Source organism: Luteimonas endophytica (assembly GCF_029887875.1).
In the GTDB taxonomy this organism is placed as follows: Bacteria; Pseudomonadota; Gammaproteobacteria; order Xanthomonadales; family Xanthomonadaceae; genus Luteimonas; species Luteimonas endophytica.
Window position 1 is genome coordinate 62,942 of record NZ_JARXRM010000019.1, and the last position, 18,174, is coordinate 81,115.

An 18,174-nucleotide genomic window follows, 5' to 3' on the forward strand; every position below is an offset into this window, starting at 1 on the left:
CGCCCAACGCCACACCGTTCAGCGCCGGTTCCGCCTGCCTTGTGCGGTACGCAGGCAGCCCATGACGCCGGAGAAACATGGCGAGGACCGAATTGCCGCTTCACGAGGGATGCGGCATGCTGGCGGCCGTTTGCCAGACCGGACTCCTGCGTGCGCCCTGTCCTCCGCCTGTTGCCGTTGCCGCTGTGCATCGCGCTTTCCCTGAACGCCATGGCCGACGAGCGACCCGAGGACTGGCGCCTTTGCCCGCTGGAGGACGCGGTCCCCGAATTCCCGGACGCGCCGCCGCCGGTCGGCGAGCCGGGGGATCGCGAGAACCAGCCCACCGAGATCGGCGGCGACGCGCTGACCGGCGTCTACGGGGCCGAGAGCAACCTGCAGGGTAACGCCACGTTGCGACGCGGCGACCAGTTCCTGGCCACCGACAATCTCACCTACGACGCCGAGACCACGACCTACGTCGCCGACGGCAGCGTGCGCTACCAGGATTCGGGGATGCGGATCGTCGCCGAACGCCTCACCGGCGACCAGGCGGCGGACTCCCACAGTATCGAGAACGTGCGCTACCAGCTGATCGAGCGCCGCGGCAACGGCGGCGCCGAGCGCGCCGAGATGGTGGGCGACCAGGGCTCGTTGATCGGCTCGACCTACTCGACCTGCCCGCCCGGCCAGCGCTGGTGGGAACTGCGCGCCGGGCGCATCGACGTCGACCTCGAAGAAGGGTTCGGGACCGCGCGCAACGCCACCCTGCGGGTGGGCAAGGTGCCGGTGCTGTACATGCCGTGGTTCAAGTTCCCCATCGACGACCGCCGCAAGACCGGCCTGCTGTACCCGGCCATCGGCTATTCCAGCCGCAACGGCTTCGACTACCGCCAGCCGATCTACCTGAACCTCGCGCCGCACTACGACATGACCCTGGAGCCGCGGATCATGACCCGCCGCGGCTACCTGCTGGGGACCGAGTTCCGCTATCTGGCGGAAGGCGGGAGCGGCACCATCGACTTCGAGTACCTGCCGTCCGACCGTCTCACGGAGGACGGACGCCAGGAGGAGATCGACCAGGGAATCCGCGAGGAGAACCGCCGCGAGGACGACCGCGGGATGTTCCGCTACCGGGGACGGCAGCGCATCAACGGAACCTGGCAGGCGCGCGCCAGCCTCAACTGGATCAGCGACCCGCGCTACATCGAGGACCAGAGCAGCAGCCTGATCACGGGGGCTTCCAGCACCATCAACAGCAGTGCCGGGATCTACGGCCGCGGGCGCTACTGGGACGGCGGCCTGATGGCCGATTACCGACTGTTGGCCGACTACACCTTGGCCGAGACCCGGTTGCCCTTCTATCGCCTGCCCCGCGCGTTCCTGAACTGGGAACAGCCGTTCGGGCCGGGGGTGGTGGCGGGTCTGTACGCCGACGCCACCCGCTTCGGCCACGCCGCGGACCCCGCCACGGCAGGCGGCCCCGACCCTCGGCCGGGTGGCAGCCGCGTGGATCTCAAGCCCTTCGTGTCCTTCCCGATCGAAGGCGACGCCTGGTACGTCCGACCCACGTTGGCCTGGCGCTATACCGCCTACCGGCTGGAGGACCAGCTCGCGGAGAACCTGGCGCCCGGCGGCGAGGAGCCGGACACCTCGCCTTCGCGCAGCCTGCCGATCGCCAGCGTCGACGCCGGCCTGTTCTTCGACCGCGAGACCCTGTTCCGCGGCGACAGCTACCTGCATACCCTCGAGCCGCGGCTGTTCTACCTCAACACGCCGTATCGCGACCAGGACAACCTGCCGCTGTTCGACACCCGCGCGATGACCTTCAGCTGGGGCCAGTTGTTCCGCGACAACCGCTTCTCCGGCGGCGACCGCCAAGCCGATGCCAACCAGCTGACGGTGGCGCTGACCACGCGCCTGATCCGCGAGTCGGACGGGCTGGAGAAGCTCTCGGCCAGCATTGGCCAGATCCGCTACTTCGACGATTCCCGCGTCACCCTGAACCCGGGTGCCGACCCGCTCGAGGCAGGCGAATCGTCCTGGGTGGCGCAGGCCAACTACGCCATCAACGACCGCTGGACCATGGGCGCCGCCTACCAGTGGGACCCGAAGATCAACCGCGACGACCTGGTCAGCCTGCGCACCCGCTACCTGATCGGCGACGACGGCATCGCCAACTTCAACTACCGCTACCGCCGCGCCCAGCTGGAGCAGGTCGACTTCTCGTTCCTGTACCCGCTCAACCCGGCCTGGAGCCTGGTCGGGCGCTACTACTACTCGCTGCGCGACAGCAAGGTGCTCGAGGGCATCGCCGGCGTGCAGTGGGACAGCTGCTGTCTGGCGGTGCGGCTGGTCGGCCGGCACTACGTGCGCAATCGCATCGGCGAGACCAACAACGCCATTCAGCTGGAGGTCGAACTCAAGGGTCTAGGGTCCGCCGGTCCGGACACGGAAGGCCGGTTGCGCCGTGCTATTCTCGGCTATTACCGAGACGACCTCTATCTCGTCCCGCCATCGGAACTCGAGGGCGGCACCGACGACGACCTAACGATCGATCCCCTGCCATGAAGAAACTCCTGTTTTCCCTCATCGCCGCCGCTGCGCTGCTCGGCGGCGCCGCTCAGGCGCAGCAGGTCCAGCCGCTCGAGCGGATCGCCGCCGTGGTGGACGAGGACGTGATCCTGCAGAGCGAGCTCGATCGCGCGGTGGCCAACATCCTGGCCCAGTACGGGGACCGCGGCGACCAGCTGCCGCCGCGCGAGATCCTCGAGCGCCAGGTGCTCGAGCGCCTGATCCTGGTCCGCCTGCAGACCGACCGCGCCGCCGCCACCGGAGTGCGGGTCGGCGACGCCGAGGTCGACGCGGCGGTGGCCAACATCGCCCAGCAGAACAACTTCACCACCGAGCAGTTGCGCCAGCAGCTCGAGAACGACGGGATGTCGTTCGCCGATTTCCGCTCCTCGCTGCGCGAGGAGCTGATGATCCAGCGGCTGCGCCAGCGCTTCGCCCAGAGCAGCATCTCGGTCAGCGATGCCGAGGTCGACGCGGCGCTCGAGGCGCAGGCCGGCGGCGGCACCCAGTACCAGCTCGCCCACATCCTGGTCGCGCTGCCCGACGGCGCCACCCCGGAGCAGATCTCCACCGCACAGCAGAAGATCGACGGCATCAAGGGCCTGCTCGATCGCGGCGAGATGGAATTCTCCGCCGCCGCGGTGCGCTATTCGGACAGCCCCAACGCACTCGAAGGCGGAGACCTCGGCTGGCGCAGCCTGGACGAGATTCCGGCCGCCTTCGCCGGGCAGATCCGCAACCTGCAGCCCGGCCAGGTGATCGGGCCGATCCGCGGGCCGAGCGGGTTCCAGCTGCTGCAGCTGGTATCCACCCGCGAGAGCGCCGCCACCGGCACGGTGACCGAGTACCAGGCGCGGCACATCCTGATCCGCACCGATGCGCAGACCGGCGACGAAGCGGCCCGTGCGCGCGCCGAGACGCTGCGCGCCCGCGCCGCCGGCGGCGCCGATTTCGCCGAACTGGCCAGCGAGCATTCCGAGGACGCCTCCTCGCGCGAGCGTGGCGGTGACCTGGGCTGGTTCACGGCCGAGCAGTTCGGCCCGGAATTCGGCGGCCGGGTCGCGGCGCTCGAGGACGGCGCCATCTCCGAGCCGTTCAAGACCCAGGCCGGCTGGCACGTGGTACAGCGCATCGGTTCGCGCCAGGCCAGCGCCAGCGGCAACGAGAACCGCCGCGCCCAGGTGCGCGAGGCCATCGGCCAGCGCAAGCTCGAGGACGAGTGGGACCGCTTCCTGCGGCAGATGCGCGGCGAGGCCTTCGTCGACATCCGGACCGGCGCCTCCGCGCCCGACGCGGACGCTGGCGGCTGACGTGCGCCGTCCGCGCCTTGCGCTGGTCCCGGGAGAGCCGGCCGGCGTCGGGCCGGAACTCGCGGTCGCGGCGCTGCGCCGCGAATCGGACGCCGATCTGGTGGTCTTCGCGGAAGCCGCCACCCTGGCCCGCGCCGCGCGAGTGCTCGGCACCGCGCTGACCTTCCACGACAGCCGCGCCGATCGCGCGCAGCTCGGCGACGACGGGGTCCGGCTGGTCGAGGTGCCCAACGTCGCGGAAGCCGCCTTCGGCAGCCCGGATCCGCGCAACGCCCGCAGCGTCGTGCTCGCCTTGCGCATGGCCGCCGAAGCCTGCATGGCGGGCGAGTACGACGGCATGGTCACCGGACCGGTGCACAAGGCCACGATCAATGCCGGCGGCATCGCCTACACCGGCACAACCGAACTGCTCGCGGCCCACGCCGGCTGCGAGGTGGTGATGATGCTGGCCAACCCGCTCATGCGGGTGGCCCTGGCGACCACGCACCTGCCGTTGCGCGCCGTCGCCGACGCGCTCGACGGGGAGCGGCTCGAGCGCACCCTGCGGATCCTGCACGCGGCGCTGCGCGGGGATTTCGGCATCGACGACCCGCTGGTGGCGGTCCTCGGGCTCAACCCGCACGCAGGCGAGCAGGGCCACCTGGGGCGCGAGGAGATCGAGGTCGTCGCCCCGGTACTCGAACGGCTGCGCGCCGAGGGCATGCGCCTGGACGGCCCCCTGCCGGCGGACACCGCGTTCCTGCCGCGGCGGCTGGCCGCCACCGATGCGGTGCTGGCGATGTATCACGACCAGGGCCTGCCGGTGCTCAAGTACAGCGGTTTCGAGCAGGCGGTGAACCTGACCCTCGGCCTGCCCTACCCGCGGGTGGCGGTGGACCACGGCACCGCGCTCGACCTGGCCGGCAGCGGCCGCGCCGATCCTTCCAGCATGCTTGCCGCGGTCGCCGCCTGCGCGCGGATCGCCGGTGTGCGCCGTACACGGGAACAGCAACGATGAACGAGATCGCCTGGGACGACTTCATGAAGGTGGAGCTGCGGGTCGGGCGGGTGCTCTCGGCCGAACCGTTTCCGCAGGCGCGCAAGCCGGCCTATGTGCTCAAGGTGGATTTCGGCCCCGAGATCGGCGTGCGCCGCTCGAGCGCGCAGATCACCGCGCTGTACCGGCCCGAGCAACTGGTCGGTCGCCTGGTGGTGGGCGTGGTGAACTTCCCGCCCAAGCAGATCGGCCCGCTGATGTCCGAATGCCTGATCACCGGCTTCCACGACAGCGAAGGCCGCGTCGCCCTCTGCGTGCCCGACCACGAGGTGCCGCCGGGCACCCGGCTGCTGTGAGCGCCGGAGACCCGGCAGCGGCCGGCTTCGGCCGGGCCAAGAAATCGCTGGGCCAGCACTTCCTGCACGAACGCGCGTACATCGAGCGCATCGTGCAGGCGGTGGATCCGAAGCCGGGCGACCGCCTGGTGGAGATCGGTCCCGGCCGCGGTGCCCTGACCCTGCCGCTGCTGCGCCGGCACGGTGCGCTGACGGTGATCGAGTTCGATCGGGACCTGGTCGCGCCGCTCGCCGCCGCGGCCGAGGGACTGGGCGAGCTGACGATCGTTCGCGCGGACGTGCTCGCCGTCGACTTCGGCGAGATGGCCGGCGGCGGTCCGCCGCTGCGCCTGGTCGGCAACCTGCCCTACAACATCTCTTCGCCGATCCTGTTCCATGCCCTGGACCACGCGGGTGCGATCCGGGACATGCATTTCATGCTGCAGAAGGAGGTGGTGGAGCGCATGGCCGCCGGCCCGGGCAGCAAGGTCTACGGCCGCCTGAGCGTGATGCTGCAGGCCCGCTGCGAGGTGCTGCCGCTGTTCGACGTGCCACCGGGGGCATTCCGGCCACCGCCCAAGGTCGACTCGGCGGTGGTCCGGCTGCTGCCGCGCGCGCCCGCTTCGACCGGCATCGCCGACCAGGCCATGTTCGCGGCGGTGGTGCGGGCGGCGTTCGGCCAGCGCCGCAAGACCCTGCGCAACGCCCTGTCGGGGGTCTGCGACGCAGACGCCATCGCCGCCGCCGGCATCGACCCCGCGGCGCGCGCCGAACAGCTGGAAGTGGCCGCATTCGTCCGACTCGCGAACGTTTGTCCTCCTCGGTAGTCGAACCCTTCACCCGCGGCCATTACACTGCCTGCATGGAAGAGATTCCCGACTACACGCTGGAGATCCAGATCGCCACGCGCTTTCTCGACGAGGAGTCGGAACCCGAAAGCGACCGTTACGTGTTCGCCTACACGATCCGGATCCGCAATCTCGGCCGATGTCCCGCGCAGCTGCTGCGTCGGCACTGGATCATCACCGACGGCAACGGCAAGGTCGACGAGGTTCGCGGCGAGGGCGTGGTCGGCCAGCAACCACGGCTGGAGCCCGGCGAGCAGTTCGAATACACCTCCGGCGCGGTGCTGGAGACCGCGGTCGGGAGCATGCAGGGCAGCTACGACATGGTCGGCGACGACGGCACCCGGTTCGATGCGCCGATCCCGCCCTTCACCCTCTCCATGCCGCATACCCTCCACTAGGGCCCGCCGACGCTTATGGAGTGCGCCGCGCCGTTGCCCGATCGCCGCCAGACAGGCCGGCTTCGCACCGGAGCCGCGGCATGAGCGTGTGGGCGATCGGGGACCTGCAGGGTTGCCTCGGGCCGACCCAGCGCCTGCTGGAGCGCATCCGTTTCGATCCGGCCGCCGACACGCTCTGGTTCTGCGGCGACCTGGTCAACCGCGGGGGCGAGTCCCTGGAAACGCTGCGCCTGGTCCACTCGCTGCGCGCGCACTGCCGCGTGGTGCTGGGCAACCACGACCTGTCGCTGCTGGCGGTGGCCGAGCGCGACCAGGCGCAGCAGCGCCGGGTCAATCCCGACCTGCAGCGGGTGCTGTTCGCCGAAGATCGCGACGTGCTGCTGGACTGGCTGCGCGGCTGCCCGCTCGTGCATGCGGACCGCGAGCTCGGCTGGATGATGGTGCACGCCGGGCTGGCGCCGAAGTGGACCACGCGGATGGCCGAGGCTCACGCCCGCGAGGTCGAGCAGCGGCTGCGCGGCGAAGGCTACCGCAAGCTGCTGAAGAACATGTACGGCGACCGCCCGGACTGGCACTCGGGCCTGCGCGGGATCGAGCGCGAGCGCGCCATCATCAACATCCTCACCCGGATGCGCTACTGCACCCCGCGCGGTCGCATCGCCGTCGAGGAAAAGGGCGCGCCGGGCACGCAGGCGCCGGGGCTGTATCCGTGGTACGAGGTCCCCGGCCGCGAGGAGCGCGATCTGAGGATCGTCTGCGGGCATTGGTCCACCTTGGGCCTGTTCATCGGCCTGGGCGTGCATGCGCTCGACACCGGAGCGGTCTGGGGCGGCCGGCTCACCGCGCTGCAGCTGGACAGCGAGGAACTCCGGGTGGTGCAGGTGCCGGGGCGCCAGCCGCCGGGCTGAATTCCGCTCAGCGGGCGCGGACGTGGTCGACGAACTCGAAGGCGTGGGCGTGCCGCGCGTCCGCCGGGTGCGCCTCGCGCGCTTCGATCCTCCAGTTGGCGCGATCGAATGCCGGGAAGAAGGCGTCGGCGTCCTCCACCGCGGTGTCGACATGGGTCAGGTGCAGGTGGGTCGCCCGCGGCAGGGCCAGCGCGTAGATCTCGCCGCCGCCGATCACCGCCAGCGCGGCCGCGGCTTCCTCGGCCGCGCGTTCCAGCGCAGCGTCGAGCGAGCCCACCGCCTCCATCCCCTCGAACGGCGCCCGCGTGCCGCGGGTCATCACCAGATTGCGGCGCCCCGGCAGCGCTCGCCCGAGCGACTCGGCGGTCCGGCGCCCCATCAGCACCGGCTTGCCCAGGGTCAGCGCCTTGAACCGCTTCAGGTCGTCGGGAAGGCGCCAGGGCAGCGCGTTGCCGCGGCCGATGGCGCGATTGCGGTCGATGGCGGCGATCAGGGCGATCCTCACCGCTGCCGCACCCGCCGGCTCACACCGCCACCGGCGCCTTGATCGGCGGCCAGGGATCGTAGCCCTCGAAAGCGATGTCGTCGTAGGCGAAACCGAACAGGTCCTCGACGGCCGGATTCAGGCGCAGCCTCGGCAGCGGCCGCGGCTCGCGCGCCAGCTGTTCGCGCGCCTGCGCGTAGTGGTTCGAGTACAGGTGCGCGTCGCCCAGGGTATGGACGAAATCGCCGACCCCCAGGCCGCTGACCTGCGCGACCATGTGGGTCAGCAGCGCGTAGCTGGCGATGTTGAACGGCACGCCGAGGAAGATGTCGCCGCTGCGCTGGTAGAGCTGGCAGCTCAGCTTCCCGTCGACCACGTAGAACTGGAACAGCGCATGGCAGGGCATCAGCGCCATCCGCGGCAGGTCGGCGACGTTCCAGGCGGAGACGATCAGCCGGCGCGAATCCGGGTTGCGGCGAATCTCCTCGAGCACCCAGCGCATCTGGTCGATCTCCACGCCATCGGTCCCGGTCCAGCGTCGCCATTGCTTGCCGTACACCGGGCCCAGTTCGCCCGTGGCGTCGGCCCACTCGTCCCAGATCGAGACGCGGTGGTCCTTGAGGTAGCCGATATTGGTCTCGCCTTTCAGGAACCACAGCAGCTCGTGCACGATCGAACGCAGGTGCAGCTTCTTGGTGGTGACCAGCGGGAACCCCTCGGCCAGGTCGAAGCGCATCTGCCAGCCGAACACGCTGCGGGTGCCGGTGCCGGTTCGGTCGGCCTTCTGCGCACCCCGTTCGAGCACGTGCCGCAACAGCTCCAGGTACTGCCGCATCAGCCCCGCCCCGCCGGGGCCGCGCCCGGCTGCGGTTGCAGCACCGGCGCACCGCGCGACTTCCACAGCAGGAACAGCCCCAGCGCGATCAGTGGCAGGCTCAGCACCTGGCCCATGGTCAACCAGCCGAAGGCGAGGTAGCCGAGGTGCGCGTCCGGCTCACGCACGAATTCCACCGCGAACCGGAACACGCCGTAGCCGAGCGCGAACAGCCCGGACACGAAGTAACGCGCGCGCGGGCGCCGCGACGCCCACCACAGCACCGCGAACAACACCAGCCCTTCCAGCAGCGCCTGGTAGAGCTGCGAGGGGTGGCGCGCGAACGCATCGAGCGCCCCGGACTCGTGCAGGCGCCGCAGTGCATCGGCGTCGAGGCCGCGATAGCGATCGGGCAGGCTGGCGGGGAACACCACTCCCCAGTCGCCGCCGGTCGGCTTGCCCCACAGCTCGCCGCCGATGTAGTTGCCCAGGCGCCCGAAGCCCAGGCCCTGCGGCACCAGCGGGGCGACGAAGTCCATCAGGTCGAAGAAGTGCAGGCCCTGCCGGCGCGCCCACAGCCAGGCCGCGATCAGCACCCCGAGCAGGCCGCCGTGAAAGCTCATGCCGCCCTCGGTGACCCGCAGCAGCATCAGCGGGTCGGCCACGAAATCCCCGAACGCATAGAACAGCACGTAGCCGATCCTGCCGCCCAGGATCACCCCGAGCATGCCGTAGAACATCAGGTCGCCGAACGCCTGCTCGCTCACGCCCGGCAGCCGGCCGGCGCGGATCCTGCTACGCCCCAGCAGCCAGGCCACCGCGAATGCCAGCACGTACATGATGCCGTACCAGTGCACCTGCGGATGGAAGCTGCGGCCGAACAGCTCGAAGGCCGGCAACGCGATCGCGACCGGGTCGATCTGGTGCAGATGGGTCATGGTCCGGCAGCTCCCGGCGTTCGACGCGCGCTCATCGCGGCATCGGCCGGCGCGGCTCGTCCACCGGCGGCGGCTCGATGCCGGCACGACGCATCGCGTTGCGCTTGGCCCACAGGTTGAGCAACTCCACCAGCGCCGAGAACCCCATCGCCCCGTAGATGTAGCCGCGCGGGATATGCAGCTCGAAGCCTTCCGCCATCAGGTACAGCCCGATCAGCACGATGAACGCCAGCGCCAGCATCTTCACGGTCGGGTTGGCGTCGATGAAGCGCCCGAGCGGCTGCGCCGCCAGCAGCATCACCGCCACCGCGATCAGGATCGCAGCGACCATCACCGGTACGTACTCGGCCGCCATGCCGACCGCCGCGATCACCGAGTCCAGCGAGAACACGATGTCGATCACCGCGATCTGCGCGATCACCGCACCGAACGACGCCGCGGCGGCCTTGCCTCCCACCCCGTCGCCATGGTCCTCGTCCCCACCCACCTGCTCGCGGATCTCCAGCACGCCCTTGACCACCAGGAACACGCCGCCGAGGATCAGCACCAGGTCGCGCACCGAGATCCCCTGGCCGAACAGCGCGAACAGGTCGTCGGTCAGGCGCGCCAGCCAGGCCAGGGTGAGCAGCAGCCCGATGCGGGTGATGCAGGCCACCGCGATGCCGAACTTGCGCGCGAACTCGCGCCGCTCCATCGGCAGCTTGCTGACCGCGATGGAAATGAACACCAGGTTGTCGATGCCCAGCACGATCTCGATCGTGCTCAGGGTCAGCAGCAGGATCCATACCTGCGGGTCGGTCAGCAATTCCAGCATGCGTTGCGTTTCCTCGATGGGTTGGCTTGGCGTGGCGCGACCGGCTAGACCCAGCGCGGCAGCAGGATCAGCGCCCAGGTGGCTCCGGCATTGAGCATCGCCACGAACACCGCGGCCGAACCCATGTCCTTGGCGCGACCGGCGAGCTCGTGGCGTTCCGGGCCGAAACGTTCGATCACCGTCTCGATCGCCGAGTTCAGCAGCTCGACCACGAGCACCAGCAGGCAGCTGCCCAGCAGCATCGCGCGCTCGAGGCCGTTGCCGCCCAGCCACAGCGCCAGCGGCGCCAGCACCCCCAGCAGGTAGGCCTCCAGCCGGAACGAGGACTCGTGCAGCCAGGCCGCGCGCAGCCCCTGAAGCGACCAGATGGTGGCCTTGTAGACCCGCCCCGGCCGGCGCGGCAGGTGCCCGTACTCGTCGGCCATGGCGGCGTCTTCAGCCGCCTGACGCGTCACGGCCGGTGGTGTCGGACGGGCGGGCGGTCCCCCGGCTGGCGGCGCGAAGGCCGGTGGGGGCTGACAGGGGCATCGGCTGCATCGGGATCGGGGTCGGGCCAGGCCGGAATGGCGCCATTCTGCCACAACCGCCGGGTGCGTCCGGCGTGGCGCGCCGGCGCGCGTTGCCACCCGCGCCGGCGGCTGATTCACTGTCGGCGTCCCCGCTCAGCCGCTCCGCGGCGCCGCGGCGGACTGGTAGAGGCTCAACACGTTGCCGTCCGGATCGAGAAAATCCAGTGACAGCCCGCCGTCCGGCGCCTCGCTCACCGGCACCACGATCTCGACGCCCTTGGCGACCAGCGCCTGGGCGCAGTCGTCGATGCCGCCGTCGATGCTGAACACCACTACCGGCGACTCGCCGGGCCGCGCCTCCCGCTGGATGAATACCAGCCAGACCGCCCCGGCCTGCGCGGTCGCGAACGTCCCGTCGTGGCCCTCGACCGCGGACACCGCCAGGCCCAGGGTGTCGCGATAGAAGTCGACCGCGCGGTCGAGACGGGAAACGAAGAACACCACGGTTTCGAGCTTGGCCTGTGCGAGCATCGGGGATCTCCTCTGTTGGTCCCGTCTATCCGTTGCCGCCGGGCGCCGGAACGTGAGCAGGCCGGTCCACCAGCAGCAGATGACCGTCGGGATCGTGGGTCCCCACCGCCGCGATGCCGCGCATGGCCGCCTTCAGCGCGCGGCGCAGCGGCCCCGAACGCGGCCGGCCGCCACCCACCGGGGGCTCCGCCAGCGAGCGGATCGCGCCACGCAATTCCGGGGGCAGCGCCGCGACGGTCCTGCGAACCATCGCCACGCGCTGCCGGAACGCCGCCTCCGGGACGCCCAGCAGCCAGCGGATCTCGGGGGCGCCCAGGCCGTGGAGCGCGAGTTCGGCGACCCTGCGCGAGGCCGGCGGCAGCTTCGCCAGCAGCTGCGTCGCGCAGGCTTCGGGTTCGGAGCCGTCCCCCGGACAGGGACCGAACTCCAGGGGGCCGGCCGCCGCGCGTTCACGCCGGCGGCGGCGCACGGCGGTGCGGACCGCCAGCGCCGCCTGCCGCCGCAGCACCCCCGACAGCCACGCCGGATCGGCGCGGCGGGCCTGCAGCGCGACCAGCAGGACATCCTGCAGCAGGTCCTCGGCGTCGGCATCGCAGCGGCTCAGGCGGCGCGCCTGCGCGCGCAGCGCGCGCAGGGTGGACGGGTCGGGCAGACCGGGCCGGTCCGACACCGGACCGGGCGCCGCCGCGGCGCACACGCCCGCCATGTCAGTCGGGGTCGCGGAAGATCGCGGTGCCGCGGCTGCCGTCCGGATTCACCCAGCCGCGGTACATGCCCGGCGTGTTGAACGGCATGGCGATGGTCCCGTCGGCGTCCAGCGCGATCACCCCGCCGTCGCCGCCGTGGGCCGGGAGCACGTCCATCAGCACCGTTCCGGCCGCCTCGCTCAGTGTCGCGCCGCCGTAGGCGACGCGCGCGCAGATGTCGTGGGCGACGGCATTGCGGATGAAGTACTCGCCCCAGCCGGTGCCGGACACGCCGCAGCGCGCGTCGGCCCAGGTGCCGGCACCGATCACCGGCGAATCGCCCACCCGGCCCCACTTCTTGTTGGTCATGCCACCGGTGGAGGTGGCCGCGGCGATATGCCCCTGGGCGTCCAGCGCCACCGCGCCGACGGTGCCGAAGTAACGACTCGCCGGGAGCCGGCCGGCGGCGCTGCGACCGGCCGCGGCCTCGCGCGCCCGCGCCCGCTCGAGCTGCTCGCGGCGCAGCGGCGTGTCGAACCAGTCGTTGGGCACCCGCTCCAGATCCGGGTGATCGTCGGCGAAGCGCTCGGCCCCTGCGCCGATCAGCATCACGTGCGGGGAACGCTCCATGACCCGGCGCGCGAGCGAGATCGGGCTGCGCACGGTGGCGACCGCCGCGACCGCACCGGCGCGGCGGGTATGCCCCTCCATGATCGAAGCGTCCAGCTCGTGCCGTCCCTCGGCATTGAACACGGCCCCCTTGCCGGCGTTGAACCGCGGCGATTCCTCCAGCACCCGCACCGCCGCCTGCACCGCGTCCAGCGCGCTGCCGCCCTCGGCCAGCAGCGCGTGGCCCGCATCCAGGGCGCGGTCGAGGTCGGCGCGGATCGCGGCTTCCTCGGCCGCGCCGAGCGCGTCCCGCTCCATCACCCCGGCGCCGCCGTGCACCACCAGGGCGACGCGCGGCGCGGGGTCGTCGGCGGCCGCCGCGGTGGCGGCCGCCACGGCCAGGAGCAGCAGGGACAGGATGCGCATGCGTCGGCTCCGCGAAAACCCCGAGGATACCGGAGCCGGGAAAGGGCGACACGCGGCAGCGTTCTCGCGCCGGGCGCCCGGCATCACTGCTGGCGCAGCGCCTCGATCGGATCCAGCTGCGAGGCCTTTCGTGCCGGGTAGTAGCCGAAGAACAGCCCGGTGGCGATCGAGAACCCCGCGGCCATGCCGATCACCTGGCCGTCCAGCTGCACCGGCAGCGCCCCGAACCGTCCCACCAGCAGCGCCCCGGCGATGCCCAGGACGATGCCGATCGCGCCGCCGATCAGCGAGATCAGCATCGCCTCGGCGAGGAACTGCCGGCGCACGTCGGACGGCCCGGCGCCGACCGCCATGCGCAGGCCGATCTCGCGGATCCGCTCGGTCACCGAGACCAGCATGATGTTCATGATGCCGATGCCGCCGACGATCAGCGAGATCGTCGCCACCGCCCCCAGCAGCAGCGACATCAGCCGGGTGGTGGCGGTGCGCGTGGCCACGATCTCCGAGATGTTGCGGACGCTGAAATCGTCCTCTTCGCCGGGGCCGATGCGGTGGCGCTGGCGCAGCAGGGCCTCGACCTCGCCCTGCACGTAGGACAGGTCGTCGGCCTCGCGCACGGTCAGCGCGATCTGCATCACCGCGCGCGGCGGCAGGCCCATCGCCCCGAGCAGGCGCCGCCGCCCGGTCTCCATCGGCACCATCATCACGTCGTCCTGGTCCTGGCCGAAGCCACCCTGCCCCTTGGGCTCCAGCACCCCCACCACGGTGAACAGCACCCGCCCCAGCCGCACCGTCTCGCCGATGCCGCTGTCCTGGCCGAACAGCTCGCGGCGGACCGTCTCGCCCAGGATCACCACCTTGGCGGCGCCGGTATAGTGCTGCGGCTCGAACGGCTGGCCCTCGGCCAGCCGCCAGGCGTTGATCTCGAAGTAGTCCGGCTCCACGCCTTGCCAGGTCGCCGCCCAGTTGTTCTCGGCGAACACCACCTGGGCGCTGCCGCGCAGCGAACCGGACACGTACTGCACCTCGGGAATCTCGCTGCGGATCGCTTCCGCATCGCCCTCGGTGAGGGTGAAGAAGCTGCTCGCGCTCATCCGCGCACCGCCCGGCCCGCGCCGCGAGCCCGGCGAGATGTCGAGCCGCTGCGAACCTAGCCCCGAGACCAGCTTGTCGATTTCCGACTGGGTGCCCTGCCCCACCGAGACCATCACGATCACCGCGGCGATGCCGATGATCACGCCCAGCGAGGTGAGCGCGCTGCGCATCCAGTTGCCGCGCAGGGCGAAGACGGCGGTGCGGAGGATGTCGGTGAAGGTCATGGGGCTGTGATTGGGGATTGGGGGATTGGCGGCTGGCTATGGATGGATGGTCGTGCGGCGCCATGGGGCGAGGAAGAGGCGTGATCGGATACGGCCACATGCACTTGGCCAATCACGAATCACCAATCACCAATCGCGGCTCTTCACGCAGCTCGCCGTCGAGCATCGTCAGGACCCGCCCGGCATGGGCGGCGACCTCGGGGTCGTGGGTGATGATCACCACCGTGTGGCCGTCCTCGCGGAGCCGACCGAACAGTGCCAGGATCTCCTCGCCGGTGCGCGAGTCCAGCGCGCCGGTGGGTTCGTCGGCCAGCAGGATCGGGGGCCGGTTGATCAGCGCCCGGGCGATGGCCACGCGCTGCTGCTGGCCGCCCGAGAGCTCGCTGGGACGGTGAGATTCGCGCTCGGACAGGCCCACCGCGGCCAGCGCCTCGTGGGCCAGCGCGCTGCGCTCGTCGGGCGGAACCCGGGCGTAACCGAGCGGCATCGCCACGTTCTCCAGCGCGCTCATCCTCGGCAGCAGGTTGAAACCCTGGAAGACGAAGCCGATCTTGTCGCGGCGCAGGACCGCCAGCTCTTCGGCGTCGAGCGTCGACACGTCGATGCCGTCGCAGCGGTAGGTCCCCGCGCTCGGGGTGTCGAGGCAGCCGATGAGGTTCATCAGCGTCGACTTGCCGGACCCGGACGGGCCCATGATGGCGACGAAATCGCCGCGAGCGATGCTGATGTCGACATCGCGCAACGCCACCACCTCGGCCTCGGTGCCGGGCGAATACACCTTGCCGAGGCCCTGGGTCTCGATCACCGGGACCTGTCCGCTCACGGGTCCGCCCGTTCGCCGGTGATCAGGATGTCGCCTTCGGCCACCTCGCCCGAGATCTCGGTGTTGCTGCCGTCGCTGGCCCCGATACGGACCATCGCCGCCCGCGGCCTGTCGTCGACCAGCTTGTACACTGGTGCGTATCGCGCCCCGGCCAGCGCCACCAGCTCGCGGTCCCAGCGCTGGCGCTGGCCGGCGTCGAGACTGTCGCGGAAGGCGGCGAAATCCTGCCGATAGCGCTGCAGCATGCGCTGGCGCATCTGCGCCTGGATGTTGCCGTCGCCGGCGCCCGGGCCGATCACGCGCATGCCGCCGCCACCGCCGCCGAACACGCTGCCGCCGCCCTGCGGCGCGGCGGCGCGGCGCGCCTCCGCGCGCTGGCGGATCTGTGCGATGGCGGCATCGAACGCCTCGCGCTGGGCGGCGGTGAGCTCCATCGTCCCGGCCAGCCGCGCCAGCCCCTCGACCGCGCCGCCGCCGGCCCGCACCGGCGGCGCCTGGAGCGCGGCGGCCTGGGCGTCGGAGGGCTTGTAGCGCAGCGCGGCATTGGAGGCCAGCAGCACGTCGTCGCGGTGGCTGACTTCGATCTCGGCGTTCACGGTCAGCCCGGGCAGCAGGGTGCCGTCGCCGTTGTCCACGCTCACCACCACCGGATAGGTGATGACGTTGTTGGTGTCGGTGGCCGACAGCCGCACCTGGCGGACCTCGCCGCGGAAGCGCCGGTCGGCGAAGGCATCGACGGTGAAGGTGACCGCCTGGCCCTCGGCGACCTGGCCGATATCGGCCTCGTCCACCGCGAGCTCGATCTGCATCTTGCCGAGGTCCTCGGCGATGGTGAACAGCTCCGGCGCCTGCAGGCTGGCAGCGACGGTCTGGCCGGGTTCGATCGTGCGGGTGAGCACCACCCCGTCGACCGGCGAGCGGATCTCGGTGCGGTCGAGGTTGACCTGGGTGGTCTGCAGCGATGCGGCCTGCTGGCGGATCTGCGCGCGCGCCGACGCGACCTGGGCGCGCGCCTGGTCGAGCGCGGAACGCGCCAGGTCGACATCGCTTCGCGCGACCAGCTGCCGCTCGCCCAGCCCGGCCTTGCGGCGGTGGTCGAGTTCCGCGTTGCGCAGGGTCGCCTCGGCCTGCGCCAGCGCGGCACGGGCGCTGGCCACCTGTGCGTTGCCCTGGTCGATCTGCGCCTGGTAGCTGCTCGGGTCGATGCGCGCAATCAGCTGGCCCTTGCGCACCTGGTCGTTGAAATCGACCAGCACGTCGGTGACCTGCCCCGAGATCTGGCTGCCGATCACCACCGTGGAGGTCGCGCTGAGCGTGCCGGTGGCCGAGATCACCACGCGAATGTCGCCGCGCTCGACCACGGTGGTGCGCCAGGCGCCCTCGCCCCCCTCGTCGCCGCGTTGCAGCCAGGCCCAGGCCCCGGCGGCGATGACCGCCGCCGCCAGCGCCAGCAGCGCGAGGCGACGCGGGAGTCCGGGTTTCGTCTTGCGCGCGGGCGCGGGTTTGCGGGGCTGGCTCATGAGGTCCTGGTCCGTAGGGTCTAGGCGGGAACGCACGGCGCCTGCCCGGCGTTGACAGGCCACGCAACCGCGGGTGAACGCCGCCCCGCCGCCTCAGCCGCCGAACCGGATCACCGCGGTGGTGCCCCGGCCGGGCACGCTCTCGAGCGCGACCGGCCAGCCGAAACGCTCGCCGAGCCGGCGCACGATCGACAGCCCCATGCCCTTGCCGCTGGCGAACTGGTCGGCGCGATAGAACGGATCGTAGGCGCGTTCCAGGGTTTCAGCGCTCATGCCGATCCCGGTATCGCGCACCACCAGGCGATCGGGGGCGACCTCGACCTCGACGCTGCCGGCTTCGGTGAACACGCAGGCGTTGCTCAGCAGATTGCCGAGCATCACCCCCAGGACCCGCGGCGGCGCGTGCAGCCGCGGCGTGGCGGTGCCGGTGACGCGCAGATCCACCGGTTTGCCCGCGAGCAGCGGCCTGGCCTTCTCCACCTCCTCGAACACCACCTCGCGCACGTCGAGCTCGACGCTCTCCGGAGCCACCTGGGCCTCGCGCGCCAGGATCAGGAACGCGTCGATCACCGCTTCCATGTCACGGCTGGCGCGCTGGATGCGCTGCAGCGAGCGCAACGCCCGCGGCTGCAGCTCCGGGTCGGTAAGCAGCATGTCGGTGGCCACCCGGATCACCGTCAGGGGGGTGCGCAGTTCGTGGCTGGCGTCGCGCGTGAAATCGCGTTCGCGCCGCACGAAGGCATGCACCCGCTCGGACAGGTCGACCAGCGCGCCGCTGAGCTGGCGCACCTCGGTGCCGACGTCGCCGGGAATGCGCTCGGGCGCAAGGATCCCGGCGACGTCGCCGTCGGGCTCCCAGTGCGCGACCTGGCTGGCGAGCCAGCTGACCGGCGCGATCAGGCGCCGCGAGGTGCGGTAGGTCAGCCAGGTCACCAGGTAGAGCGCCAGCATGCCCGCCAGCATCAACGCCAGCGCCCCGCCCCAGAGCACCCGTTTGGGATAGGCGAACGACATGTCGACGTACAGGCGGCCGGCCGCGGTCTGCTGGACCAGCACGTTGCGGTCGAACCCCGGCATCTGGTGATAGCCCGGCGGCAGCCGGCGCAGGGCCTCCGGCAGCGTGGCGCCCGCGGCCCCCGCCGGCACGAAATGCACTTCCGAGTTGGAGGTGGCCGGGGGCAGGAAATCCGGGTCTGCCGCACGGCCGGCCCAGAACTCCTCGGCCTGGGCGTCCAGCCTGGCGTTGATCAGCACCTCCAGCCCGTACGCGCAGGCCACGGTGATGCCCACCACGATCGCCAGGCTCGCCAGCGCCGCCTGCATGAGAAAGGCATAGCGCAGCTTGCGTGGCAGGCCCTGGGACATCGCGGTGC

At 71.3% G+C, this 18,174-nt stretch carries 18 protein-coding genes and 1 pseudogene; 7 read left to right on the plus strand and 12 right to left on the minus strand.

The features are described from left to right. The first annotated feature begins 150 nt into the window (after positions 1-150). From lptD to QFW77_RS04145, 7 genes and pseudogenes are all read left to right on the plus strand, one after another. A complete protein-coding gene (lptD, locus tag QFW77_RS04115) occupies positions 151-2,550 on the plus strand; it encodes an LPS-assembly protein LptD (protein ID WP_280573031.1) in 2,400 nt (799 codons plus the stop codon). Further along, a complete protein-coding gene (locus tag QFW77_RS04120; protein WP_280573032.1) occupies positions 2,547-3,863 on the plus strand; it encodes a peptidylprolyl isomerase in 1,317 nt (438 codons plus the stop codon). Before lptD ends, QFW77_RS04120 begins: the two co-directional genes overlap by 4 nt. 1 nt (position 3,864) lies before the next feature. Next, positions 3,865-4,860 carry a 4-hydroxythreonine-4-phosphate dehydrogenase PdxA gene (gene pdxA, locus QFW77_RS04125; RefSeq protein WP_280573033.1) on the plus strand — a complete coding sequence of 332 codons (996 nt, stop codon included), beginning with the start codon at positions 3,865-3,867 and terminating at the stop codon, positions 4,858-4,860. Further along, positions 4,857-5,195: a tRNA-binding protein gene (locus QFW77_RS04130; protein WP_280573034.1), complete on the plus strand. Its 339-nt coding sequence runs from the start codon at positions 4,857-4,859 to the stop codon at positions 5,193-5,195. Before pdxA ends, QFW77_RS04130 begins: the two co-directional genes overlap by 4 nt. Further along, complete coding sequence (rsmA, locus tag QFW77_RS04135; RefSeq protein WP_280573035.1) at positions 5,192-6,001, plus strand: 16S rRNA (adenine(1518)-N(6)/adenine(1519)-N(6))-dimethyltransferase RsmA; 810 nt, start codon at positions 5,192-5,194, stop codon at positions 5,999-6,001. Before QFW77_RS04130 ends, rsmA begins: the two co-directional genes overlap by 4 nt. Positions 6,002-6,036: 35 nt before the next feature. Next, positions 6,037-6,420, plus strand: a complete 384-nt coding sequence (apaG, locus tag QFW77_RS04140; protein ID WP_280573037.1) for a Co2+/Mg2+ efflux facilitator ApaG/CorD — start codon at positions 6,037-6,039, stop codon at positions 6,418-6,420. An 80-nt stretch (positions 6,421-6,500) separates the two neighbouring features. Continuing rightward, positions 6,501-7,325 (plus strand): annotated as a pseudogene (locus QFW77_RS04145) (symmetrical bis(5'-nucleosyl)-tetraphosphatase); the annotation flags it as partial. Between the two features lie 10 nt (positions 7,326-7,335). Here the strand turns inward: QFW77_RS04145 and QFW77_RS04150 are convergent. The 12 genes from QFW77_RS04150 to QFW77_RS04205 all read right to left on the minus strand — a co-directional run bounded on the left by QFW77_RS04150 (position 7,336) and on the right by QFW77_RS04205 (position 18,166). Continuing rightward, on the minus strand, positions 7,336-7,827 hold the full coding sequence (locus QFW77_RS04150) for a dihydrofolate reductase (protein WP_280573199.1): 492 nt from the start codon (positions 7,825-7,827) through the stop codon (positions 7,336-7,338). Positions 7,828-7,852: 25 nt separating this feature from the next. Next, positions 7,853-8,647 (minus strand): thymidylate synthase, encoded by a 795-nt coding sequence (locus QFW77_RS04155; RefSeq protein ID WP_280573038.1) that lies wholly within the window; start codon positions 8,645-8,647, stop codon positions 7,853-7,855. Continuing rightward, positions 8,647-9,564 carry a prolipoprotein diacylglyceryl transferase gene (gene lgt / locus QFW77_RS04160; RefSeq protein WP_280573040.1) on the minus strand — a complete coding sequence of 306 codons (918 nt, stop codon included), beginning with the start codon at positions 9,562-9,564 and terminating at the stop codon, positions 8,647-8,649. Before lgt ends, QFW77_RS04155 begins: the two co-directional genes overlap by 1 nt. A gap of 31 nt (positions 9,565-9,595) precedes the next feature. Continuing rightward, complete coding sequence (locus QFW77_RS04165) at positions 9,596-10,378, minus strand: TerC family protein (RefSeq protein WP_280573041.1); 783 nt, start codon at positions 10,376-10,378, stop codon at positions 9,596-9,598. A 44-nt stretch (positions 10,379-10,422) separates the two neighbouring features. Beyond that, complete coding sequence (locus QFW77_RS04170; protein ID WP_280573042.1) at positions 10,423-10,803, minus strand: diacylglycerol kinase; 381 nt, start codon at positions 10,801-10,803, stop codon at positions 10,423-10,425. 237 nt (positions 10,804-11,040) lie between these two features. Continuing rightward, a complete protein-coding gene (locus QFW77_RS04175; protein WP_280573043.1) occupies positions 11,041-11,418 on the minus strand; it encodes a VOC family protein in 378 nt (125 codons plus the stop codon). Positions 11,419-11,443: 25 nt separating this feature from the next. After that, the gene (locus tag QFW77_RS04180) at positions 11,444-12,088 is read right to left on the minus strand and encodes an RNA polymerase sigma factor (protein WP_280573044.1); all 645 of its coding nucleotides are present in this window, start codon (positions 12,086-12,088) and stop codon (positions 11,444-11,446) included. Between the two features lie 37 nt (positions 12,089-12,125). After that, positions 12,126-13,139, minus strand: a complete 1,014-nt coding sequence (locus QFW77_RS04185; RefSeq protein WP_280573045.1) for an isoaspartyl peptidase/L-asparaginase family protein — start codon at positions 13,137-13,139, stop codon at positions 12,126-12,128. Between the two features lie 83 nt (positions 13,140-13,222). After that, entirely contained in the window at positions 13,223-14,458 is a 1,236-nt protein-coding gene (locus QFW77_RS04190) for an ABC transporter permease (RefSeq protein WP_280573046.1), read from the minus strand. Between the two features lie 112 nt (positions 14,459-14,570). After that, entirely contained in the window at positions 14,571-15,281 is a 711-nt protein-coding gene (locus QFW77_RS04195) for an ABC transporter ATP-binding protein (protein ID WP_280573047.1), read from the minus strand. Next, positions 15,278-16,801, minus strand: coding sequence for an efflux RND transporter periplasmic adaptor subunit (locus QFW77_RS04200; RefSeq protein WP_280573048.1), 1,524 nt, complete (start codon positions 16,799-16,801; stop codon positions 15,278-15,280). The genes QFW77_RS04195 and QFW77_RS04200 overlap by 4 nt, the downstream gene beginning before the upstream one ends. Positions 16,802-16,894: 93 nt before the next feature. Further along, positions 16,895-18,166, minus strand: a complete 1,272-nt coding sequence (locus QFW77_RS04205; protein WP_280573049.1) for a sensor histidine kinase — start codon at positions 18,164-18,166, stop codon at positions 16,895-16,897. Positions 18,167-18,174: the final 8 nt, after the last annotated feature.